Source organism: Salmonella sp. SAL4457 (genome assembly GCF_046548235.1).
GTDB classification, from domain to species: Bacteria; Pseudomonadota; Gammaproteobacteria; order Enterobacterales; family Enterobacteriaceae; genus Salmonella; species Salmonella enterica.
Map to the genome: position 1 here is coordinate 1 of NZ_JBGDZO010000489.1, position 272 is coordinate 272.

General features: G+C 70.2%; 1 protein-coding gene. It reads left to right on the plus strand.

The genetic code is table 11. The features are described 5' to 3' along the window. Positions 1-137: 137 nt before the first annotated feature. Positions 138-272 (plus strand): alginate O-acetyltransferase AlgF (locus ACLJNW_RS25175; RefSeq protein ID WP_410961353.1); only part of this gene is annotated, 135 nt, incomplete at its 3' end.

The window sequence follows — 272 nt, forward strand, 5'->3', positions numbered from 1 at the left end:
GGGTCGCCCAGCTGAAGGCCAGCGGCGGCCGCGATGAGCGCCTGGCCGCCAGCCGCAACGATTGAACGAACACAGCCAAGGCTGTTTACCCACGGGGCCGAGCGCCCCGCTGAAGAAGAAGCAACGGAGGAATACCCATGAACCCGATGACCCGCCGCCACACCTGGACCCGCCTGGCCTGCGCACTTTCCCTCGGCGTCGCCGCATTCGCCGCGCAGGCCGACGAGGGCGCCCTGTACGGGCCCCAGGCACCCAAGGGCTCGGCCTTCGTC